Below are 8,558 nucleotides of genomic sequence, written 5' to 3' on the forward strand. Positions count from 1 at the left end.
CGTCGCGAAGGAGGCAACCCTTGAAGACCAACAGACGCGATTTGCTCAAACTTGGCGTAGCGGCGGGAGCCGCCGCTTTGGGACCGCTTCGAGTCGGCGCACAGGAGACGTCCGGTCCGCTGATGCGGAGCATTCCCTCAAGCGACGTCAGGATTCCTGCAGTCGGCCTGGGCTCTTGGATAACCTTCAACGTGGGCGACGATCCCGTACTGCTCGCTTCCTGCGCCGATGTCATGGAAGCCTTCTTTGCCGCCGGCGGAACGGTCATCGACAGCTCCCCCATGTACGGTTCGTCTCAGGCGACGATCGGTTACGGGCTTGAGAAGTTGAATCGGTCAGACGACGTTTTCGCCGCAGACAAGGTCTGGACCCGCGACAGCGACGCCGGCGCTTCGCAATTGGAGCTGTCGCGCTCGCGGTGGGGCGTTCCCGATTTCGATCTCGCGCAGGTGCACAACTTGCTAGCGTGGGAGCCTCACCTCGAAACGCTTTTCGCGATGAAACAGGCCGGCTCGCTGCTCCATGTCGGCATTACCACCTCTCACGGACGGCGGCACGGCGAGATGGAAGCGATCATGGGAAGCCAACCGATCGATTTCGTGCAACTGACCTACAATCCGGTTGACCGGGAGGCCGAAGAGCGGCTGCTGCCTATGGCGCGCGAACGCGGCATCGCAGTGCTCGTCAATCGACCTTTTCGCGGCGGGTCGCTGGCGGATCATCTCGCCCGTGAGCCTCTGCCGGACTGGGCGACGGACATCGGCGCGTCGAGCTGGGCGCAGATCATTCTGAAATACATCCTTTCCCATTCCGCCGTGACCTGCGCCATTCCGGCGACGACGCGGATCGACCATGTGCAAGAGAACGTGCGCGCCGCCAGCGATCCGCTTCCCGATGAAGCCATGCGCCAACGGATCGCCGATCACATTCGAAGCGTCTGATGAATGAATGGCTGAGCTATCGCCTGTCCGATTTCGTCATGTTTTCGGCCCGCGTCTACGAACGGCAAATCGAACTTTACAACAGGGAGTTCGCCGGCCTGCAGATTCTTGCACTCTGTCTCGCCGTGACTATGATCTGGATTTGCCTTCGACGCCCGACACTGGCGAACCGCATAGTTCCGGTGATCCTCGGTCTCGGATGGCTGTGGGTCGCCTGGAGCTTCCTGTGGCGCCGCTACGCCGAGATCAACCTGCTTGCCGAATACGCGGCGATCGCTTTCGCCCTGGAGGGAGCCGCCTTTCTGGTCCTTGCCCTGCGCAAGCGCGGCGTCGCGGTGCAATTACCGTCCGCCAGCATGAGCTCTCTTGCGTTGGCGGTGATCGCACTGCCTCTTTTTTTCTATCCGTTGATTGCGCCCCTGACGGGCAGCCCGATTGCCGCGGCTGAATTTTTTCTCATGACGCCGGATCCCACGGCGCTCGGCACGCTCGCCATTCTCGCCTTTTCAGGCACGCGGCTGCGCTGGCTCCTGATGATTGCGCCAACCCTCTGGTGCGCCCTTTCGGCGGCCATGCTCTGGACGCTCGACCTGCCGTCATCGCGGGTCTTGGCGGCGGCGCTGCCGGTTGTTCTCATCCTTGCCGTGGTCAGAGGTTTGCGCAGAACTAGCGCTGCTTCTTCTCCTTGAGCGAATCCATCGCCCAGCCGACGGAGAAACCGTGCATGATGGTGGACAGCAAGATCACCAGTCCGACCAGCGCCCAGAGCGAGTTCTCGTTGACAAACTCCATGTTCTTTCCGGCGTAGCACAGATAGTAGATCGAGCCGATGCCGCGCACGCCGTAGACCGAGATCACCCACCGGTCGCGGCGGGGAAGGTCGGTTCCAAGAAGTCCGATCCAGCCTGACAGCGGGCGGATGATCACAAGCAGCACGACAGCGACGGCGACCTGCGTCCAGGTGAGATCGGCGAACAGCAGCGGCAGGACGCTGCCGAGCGCGATCAGCAGCAGGGCTGTGAGCGCGTGCTCGATCGATTCGGAAAAGTCGTGCAGGCGCCGATGGAAGTGGTGGTCTTCCTCGATGCGCCGCAGGGTCAGACCCAGAATGGCGACTGCGATGAAGCCGTAGCCCTCGATCATCTCGGTGGACCCGTAGCACAACAGCACGCCGGCGAGGGCGATCACTCCGGACCCGGTTTCAGCGAGGATCGACCCGCGCGGCACGACAAAGAGGATGTAGCCGAGCGCCTTCGCGCCGAGCCAGCCCATTCCGACGCCGACGGCGATCCGGTAGACGACGTCGATGGCGAGCCACTCCAGCCCCCAGGCGGTCGGCTGGAGGCCGGCGGCGGCGACAATCAGTCCGAGATAGACGAAGGGAAAGGCGAGCCCGTCATTGAGGCCGGCCTCGGTGGTCAGCGTGAAACGCACCGGATGTTCGGCGCCCTCATGCGGCGGGCCAACCTGCACATCCGAGGCAAGCACCGGATCCGTGGGGGCGAGCACCGCGCCGAGCAGGATCGCGCCTGCCGCGGTCAGGCCCACAAAGCCGACGCCGAGAAAGGCGACGGCGAATATGGTGAGCGGCATGGCGATCGCCAGCATTCGGAAGGTTGGCATCCATTTCCGCCACGCGCCGATCCTGTCGATGCGCAAGCCGGCGCCGAACAGCGCGATGATGACTGTCAGCTCACTGACCAGTTCCCACGGAAGCGGCGTCTGACGCGGGTCGGGCAGCGAAGGCAAACCGGGAATGAGCAGGCTTGCAGCCGCGCCCAAAAGGATCATCAGCGGGGCGGCGGCCGGTTCGCGTTTCGAGACAAGCCGGGGGAGCCAGCGCGCCAGGATGACGATGACGCCGATGACGGCCAGCGCGAGGTGATAGGGTTCAAGGGCGAAAAATTCGTGATTCTGCATGCGACCATTCTGTGCGTATGTGGGGATCGTGCGCCCATTCCCCCTTTATAAACGCGCCTGGCCTGAAATGGTTGCGGATCAGTCGAGCAGGCCGCCCGGCGTGAACAGGTCGGCGATCAGCGTATCGCGGGCGCGGAAGCCGGGAGGCGTCTTCTGCCGCGCGCTGTCCTGGATCAGCCGGGCGAACGCCACCGTTCGTCCGTCGCGCGACGCCCAGCCAACGAACCAGCCGAAGGGCGTTCCCCGGACGACATTGCCGTCAGTCCCACGCGGCAGGCCGGCGCCGGTCTTGCCCCAGAGCCGCCAGCCGCCCTGTTGTGCGCCGTGATCCATGATCGCGGCGGTGTTTTCCACGGCGGACGCCTTTACCGGCAGCCGCCCGCCGACGAGCTTGCGCAGGAAGGCGACCTGTCCGTCCGGCGCGATCTGCAGCGAGGAGCTGAGCCAGGCGTGCGTCAGGCCATTGTCCTTGCTCGGATCGCCGGACAGATCGCGATTGCCGTAGTCGAAGGCGTCGACATAGGACTGGAAGCGCTCCGGGCCCAGGCTTTCTGTGATCTTCTGCGAATACCAGACGACGGAATACTGCATCCAGCGGGCGGGCGTCGCGGGCTCGCGCCACTCCGGCCGCCAGTCGACATAGCCTTTTTGGAAGGGGAGCTCCGGCTCTTCCGGCGACTTCAGGACGCCGCTGTCGAAGCCCATCAGGGCGATGGCGATCTTGAAGGTCGAGGCCGGCGACATTCGGCCCGCGCAATCGCCCTCGCGCGCCAGTTCGGCGCCGCTGGCCACCTCCACCACGAGGGTGCAGATCGTGCGAGTTTGAGCCTGGCCTGGCGCGACAGCGCTAAGAAACAGGGCAAGGCTTAACAGGGCAGGACGCACCATGAAGTTTCTCCTTCCTTGGCGGGTCGGACCATCGGAGATTCTGCGTCGGGCGTCAATCTTCCCGCCGAAAGTTGCGAAAACCGGAAATACTGCCCGCTGTAGTGGAGTTTCGCAGGAAATAAAAACAAGACCTTGTGACTACTGTCACCGAACTGTAGTTTTTCCGACGTAGGAGGAGCGGACCTTGCGAAATAGGTTCGTGATACAACAGGGAGAATTCCTATGAAGAAACTGATCCTGTCGGCGATGCTTGCGAGCTCCGCCGCCGCGTTGCCGATGCCCGCCATGGCGGCCACCGAAATCGAATTCTGGCACGCCTTTACCGGACGCCTCGGAGAACTGGTGGCCGAACAGGTCGAGACCTTCAACAACAGCCAGGACGATTACGTGGTCGTCGCCTCGCACAAGGGCAACTATTCCGAAACGCTGAACGCCGGCATCGCCGCCTTCCGCGCCGGTGAGCAGCCCGACATCCTGATGGTTTTCGAGGTCGGCACGGCGACGATGATGGGCGCCAAGGGCGCGGTCAAGCCGGTCTACGAAGTCATGGCGGAAGCCGGCGCCGATTTCGATCCGGACGCCTATATCGGCGCGGTGAAAGGCTACTACACCACGACCGACGGCGAGATGCTGTCGCTGCCGTTCAACTCCTCGACGCCTGTTCTCTGGGTCAACAAGGACGCGCTGAAGGAAGCCGGCATCGACCCCGACGTCGATCTCTCCACCTGGGAGAAGGTCGGCGACGTGCTGGACAAGCTGAAGGCGGCCGGCCACGAGTGCCCGCTGACGACGGCGTGGCAGAGCTGGATTCATCTCGAAAACCTGTCGGCCTATCACAACGTTCCCTTCGCCACGAAGGACAACGGCTTCGCCGGCCTCGACACGGAGCTGACGTTCAACAGCCCGTTGCAGGTCAAGCACATCCAGACGATGGGCGACTGGGCCAAGGACGGCAAGTTCGTCTACAAGGGCCGCCGCAACGAAGGCGGCGCTGACTTCCGTTCCGGCGGCTGCGCGCTGTTCACCGAAAGCTCGGCCGGCTATGCGGGCATCAAGTCCGAAGCCGAATTCGACTTCGCCGTTCGCCCGCTGCCCTACTGGTCGGCCGCCGAAGGCGCGCCGCAGAACACGATCATCGGCGGCGCGTCGCTGTGGGTGATGGAAGGCCAGGATCCGGCGGAGTACGAAGCCGTCGCCGCTTTCCTGAACTTCCTGTCGTCCACCGACATCCAGGCCAAGTGGCACCAGGACACCGGCTATCTGCCGATCACCAAGGCCGCCGGCGAGAAGACCAGGGCCGACGGTTTCTACGACGCCAATCCGGGCACCGACATCGCGGTGATCCAGATGACGGCGAATGAGCCGACCGCCAATTCGAAGGGCCTGCGTCTCGGCTCCTTCGACCAGATCCGCGGCATCATCGACGAGGAACTGGAAGGCGTATGGTCGGGCGACAAGGACGCCCAGGCTGCTCTCGACAGCGCCGTCGAGCGCGGGAACGTGCTGCTTCGTCGTTTCCAGCAGGCCAACAACTGATAAAGCATACATGTTTCCGGCGGCGGCGATCATCCGCCGCCGGATACTGACCGGACCGGATCGGGGGACGACGAGGCGATGGAAAAGCGGGTGACCTTCAAGGGATGGACGCTGCCGCTCATCCTGATCTTCCCGCAAGTCCTGATCTCCGCCGTGTTCTTTTTCTATCCGGCGGGCGAGGCGATCTGGCAATCGCTGTTCATACCGGACCCGTTCGGCCTGTCGGCGCAATTCGTCGGTCTCGGCAATTTCGAATTTCTCTTCTCCGACAAATATTATCGCGCCTCCTTTGTCACCACCGCGATCTTCTCGACGCTGGTGACGCTGGTCTCGATGGTTCCGGCGCTGTTTCTCGCCGTGCTCGCCGACCGGCTGGTCAAGGGCGCGACGACCTATCGCACGCTTCTGATCTGGCCCTACGCGGTGGCGCCGGCGGTGGCCGGCGTGCTGTGGCTCTTCATGTTCAACACGCGCGTCGGCGTCGTTTCCTGGTATCTCAGCCAGCTCGGCTATGACTGGAACCACGTGCTCAACCAGACCGAGGCGATGGGGCTGGTGGTGCTCGCCTCCTCCTGGGGCCGCATCAGCTACAATTTCCTGTTCTTCTTCGCCGCGCTTCAATCCGTGCCGCGCTCGGTGATCGAGGCGGCGGCGATCGACGGCGCGCATTTCTGGCGGCGATTCTTCACGATCGTGCTGCCGCTGATTTCGCCGACCACCTTCTTCCTGCTGGTGGTCAATATTGTCTACGCCTTCTTCGAGACCTTCGGCGTGATCCACACGATCACCGGCGGCGGGCCGCAGCAGGCGACGACGATCCTCGTCTACAAGGTCTATGCGGACGGCTTCGTCGGCCAGGATCTGGGATCCTCGGCCGCGCAATCGGTGGTCCTCCTACTCGTCGTCGGGGCGCTGACGGTGCTGCAGTTCAAATATGTCGAGCGGAGGGTTCACTATTGACCTCCGAAGCCGTCAGGGCCGCGCCGATCGTTGAACCGCCGCCCGGCATGGTGGAGAAACGCGGCCGCGCGCTTTGGCTCACCCATGTCTTCATGATCCTGGGCGTGATGGTGATCTTCTTTCCGATCTGGCTCGCCTTCGTCGCCTCGACGGTGACGCAGCCGGAAATCGTTCGCCCGCCAATGCCGCTCCTGCCTGGGCCGCACCTGATCGAGAACTACACGCGGGCGCTTTTCTCCGGCGTCAATGTGCCGGTCTCGACGATGCTGCTCAATTCGCTGGTCATGGCGCTCGGCATCGCCATTGGCAAGATCGCGATTTCGCTCCTTTCGGCCTTCGCGATCGTCTATTTCCGTTTTCCCGGCCGCGGGCTGTTCTTCTGGATGATCTTCATCACGCTGATGCTGCCGGTGGAGGTCAGGATCGTGCCGACCTACGAGGTCGTCGCCGGCTTCGGCATGCTGAACTCCTATTCCGGGCTGATCTTTCCGCTGATCGCGTCGGCGACGGCGACCTTTCTGTTTCGCCAGTTCTTCATGACGATCCCGGACGAACTGGCCGAAGCCGCCCGGGTGGACGGCGCAAGCCCCATGCGCTTCTTCCGCGACATCGTGCTACCGATGAGCCGCACCAACATCGCGGCGCTCTTCGTCATCCTCTTCATCTATGGCTGGAACCAGTATCTCTGGCCGCTGCTGATCACCACCGACCCGGACATGAACACCATCGTGATGGGCATCAAGCAGATGTTCCCGTCCGGCGACGACACGGCGGACTGGCCGGTCATCATGGCGGCGTCGATCCTGGCCATGATCCCGCCGGTGATCGTAGTCGTCTCCATGCAGCAACTCTTCATCCGCGGCCTGCTCGACAGCGAAAAATAGCACCTATGGCAACAGTAGAATTCGACAATGTGAAAAAACGCTTCGGCGCGACGAAGGTCATCCACGGCATTTCGATGGACGTGGCGGACGGCGAATTCATCGTCATCGTGGGCCCGTCCGGCTGCGGAAAATCGACGCTCCTGCGCATGGTGGCGGGGCTGGAATCGGTGTCGGAAGGCGAGATTCGCATTGACAGCGCGCGGGTCAACGAGAAGGAGCCGATGGACCGCGACATCGCCATGGTGTTCCAGAATTACGCGCTCTATCCGCATATGAGCGTGCGCCAGAACATGGCCTACAGCCTGAAGATCGCCGGCAAGGCGAAGAGCGAGATCGACCGGCGGGTGGCGGACGCGGCCAAGCTTTTGCAGCTCGAGCCCTATCTCGACCGCAAGCCGCGCGAACTCTCCGGCGGCCAGCGCCAGCGCGTCGCCATGGGCCGCGCGATCGTGCGCGAGCCGGCGGTGTTCCTGTTCGACGAGCCGCTGTCCAATCTCGACGCGAAACTGAGGGTACAGATGCGCCTCGAGATCAAGCACCTGCAGGCGCGGCTCGGCGTGACCGCGCTTTACGTGACGCACGACCAGGTGGAGGCCATGACCATGGCCGACCGGATGATCGTGATGAACGCGGGCGTGGCCGAACAGATCGGCTCGCCGCTCGACGTCTACGAGCGGCCGGAAACGCTGTTCGCCGCGCAGTTCATCGGCAGCCCGTCGATGAACGTCGTGGAGGGGCGCGTGTCCGGCGGCCGGGCGACGCTCGCCGACGGCGCGTCGCTTGCCTGCGCGTCGGCCCATGAGGGCGACGTGATGGTGGGCGTGCGGCCGGAACACCTGACGGCCGACGCGGACGGGCCGATCACACTGACGGTTTCGGCCGCCGAGCCGCTCGGCGCCAACACGCTGTTGCACGGGTTTCTGGGCGAAACGAAAACGGTCTTCACCGCCAGCCTGCCCGGCGTGCATCTTCATTCGAAATCGGCGGAGGCCGTGCGGCTGTCGGTGGCGCCGGAGAATATCCACCTGTTCGACCGGGAGACGGGCAAGCGGATTTGAGCGGGCGTGAATTCGATATATTCTCCTAAATTATTGTAATATTTATATTAAAATAAAATCTGGCTTTGTTTCGGAATCCGCGTTTTTGCACCGGCCGCTCCGCCGCCGGCCGCGGCGCATCTTCCTTCCGATTGCTGATCTGATATGTAAAACTGTTTAAAAACAGGGTATTGATCGATTTTGCCCTTGCCCGGAACCGCAAGTCCGGCCTGTTTTCAAAAGATACTGGCTTTGTTTCGGGATTTGGCTTTGTTTCGGGATTTGGCTTTGTTTCGGGATTTGGCTTTGTTTCGGGATTTGGCTTTGTTTCGGGATTTGGCTTTGTTTCGGGATTTGGCTTTGTTTCGGGATTTGGCTTTGTTTCGGGATTT

General features: G+C 62.7%; 9 protein-coding genes. 7 read left to right on the plus strand and 2 right to left on the minus strand.

Annotated features, from left to right (window positions below):
* Positions 1-122: 122 nt before the first annotated feature.
* Together K1W69_RS25965 and K1W69_RS25970 are read left to right on the plus strand one after the other, a co-directional pair.
* On the plus strand, positions 123-941 hold the full coding sequence (locus K1W69_RS25965; RefSeq protein WP_220231413.1) for an aldo/keto reductase: 819 nt from the start codon (positions 123-125) through the stop codon (positions 939-941).
* The gene (locus K1W69_RS25970; RefSeq protein ID WP_220231393.1) at positions 941-1,630 is read left to right on the plus strand and encodes a DUF6064 family protein; all 690 of its coding nucleotides are present in this window, start codon (positions 941-943) and stop codon (positions 1,628-1,630) included. The genes K1W69_RS25965 and K1W69_RS25970 overlap by 1 nt, the downstream gene beginning before the upstream one ends.
* On the opposite strand, the gene K1W69_RS25975 is transcribed toward K1W69_RS25970, so the two are convergent.
* Positions 1,608-2,861, minus strand: a complete 1,254-nt coding sequence (locus tag K1W69_RS25975; RefSeq protein WP_220231394.1) for a cation:proton antiporter — start codon at positions 2,859-2,861, stop codon at positions 1,608-1,610. The two genes, K1W69_RS25970 and K1W69_RS25975, sit on opposite strands and share 23 nt — an antisense overlap.
* Before the next feature lie 78 nt (positions 2,862-2,939).
* On the minus strand, positions 2,940-3,749 hold the full coding sequence (gene blaOXA / locus K1W69_RS25980) for a class D beta-lactamase (RefSeq protein WP_220231395.1): 810 nt from the start codon (positions 3,747-3,749) through the stop codon (positions 2,940-2,942).
* A gap of 222 nt (positions 3,750-3,971) precedes the next feature.
* Between blaOXA and ugpB the strand changes: the two genes are divergently transcribed.
* The 5 genes from ugpB to K1W69_RS26005 form a co-directional block, all read left to right on the plus strand.
* The gene (ugpB, locus tag K1W69_RS25985; protein ID WP_220231396.1) at positions 3,972-5,285 is read left to right on the plus strand and encodes a sn-glycerol-3-phosphate ABC transporter substrate-binding protein UgpB; all 1,314 of its coding nucleotides are present in this window, start codon (positions 3,972-3,974) and stop codon (positions 5,283-5,285) included.
* A 78-nt stretch (positions 5,286-5,363) separates the two neighbouring features.
* Positions 5,364-6,245, plus strand: a complete 882-nt coding sequence (gene ugpA, locus K1W69_RS25990; RefSeq protein ID WP_220231397.1) for a sn-glycerol-3-phosphate ABC transporter permease UgpA — start codon at positions 5,364-5,366, stop codon at positions 6,243-6,245.
* Positions 6,246-6,292: 47 nt separating this feature from the next.
* Complete coding sequence (gene ugpE, locus K1W69_RS25995) at positions 6,293-7,129, plus strand: sn-glycerol-3-phosphate ABC transporter permease UgpE (RefSeq protein ID WP_220231414.1); 837 nt, start codon at positions 6,293-6,295, stop codon at positions 7,127-7,129.
* 5 nt (positions 7,130-7,134) lie between these two features.
* On the plus strand, positions 7,135-8,187 hold the full coding sequence (locus tag K1W69_RS26000) for a sn-glycerol-3-phosphate import ATP-binding protein UgpC (RefSeq protein ID WP_220231398.1): 1,053 nt from the start codon (positions 7,135-7,137) through the stop codon (positions 8,185-8,187).
* 170 nt (positions 8,188-8,357) lie between these two features.
* Positions 8,358-8,558: hypothetical protein (locus K1W69_RS26005; protein WP_220231399.1), on the plus strand; the 201-nt coding region annotated here is incomplete at its 3' end.

The sequence above is a fragment of the Flavimaribacter sediminis genome (assembly GCF_019492055.1).
GTDB lineage: Bacteria > Pseudomonadota > Alphaproteobacteria > Rhizobiales > Rhizobiaceae > Flavimaribacter > Flavimaribacter sediminis.

Bases quoted from the DNA above. Each gene is read 5' to 3' on its own strand.
- K1W69_RS25965 (WP_220231413.1), top strand. From the start codon at position 123: ATGCGGAGCATTCCCTCAAGCGACGTCAGGATTCCTGCAGTCGGCCTG.
- K1W69_RS25970 (WP_220231393.1), top strand. From the start codon at position 941: ATGAATGAATGGCTGAGCTATCGCCTGTCCGATTTCGTCATGTTTTCG.
- K1W69_RS25975 (WP_220231394.1), bottom strand. From the start codon at position 2,861: ATGCAGAATCACGAATTTTTCGCCCTTGAACCCTATCACCTCGCGCTG.
- blaOXA (WP_220231395.1), bottom strand. From the start codon at position 3,749: ATGGTGCGTCCTGCCCTGTTAAGCCTTGCCCTGTTTCTTAGCGCTGTC.
- ugpB (WP_220231396.1), top strand. From the start codon at position 3,972: ATGAAGAAACTGATCCTGTCGGCGATGCTTGCGAGCTCCGCCGCCGCG.
- ugpA (WP_220231397.1), top strand. From the start codon at position 5,364: ATGGAAAAGCGGGTGACCTTCAAGGGATGGACGCTGCCGCTCATCCTG.
- ugpE (WP_220231414.1), top strand. From the start codon at position 6,293: ATGGTGGAGAAACGCGGCCGCGCGCTTTGGCTCACCCATGTCTTCATG.
- K1W69_RS26000 (WP_220231398.1), top strand. From the start codon at position 7,135: ATGGCAACAGTAGAATTCGACAATGTGAAAAAACGCTTCGGCGCGACG.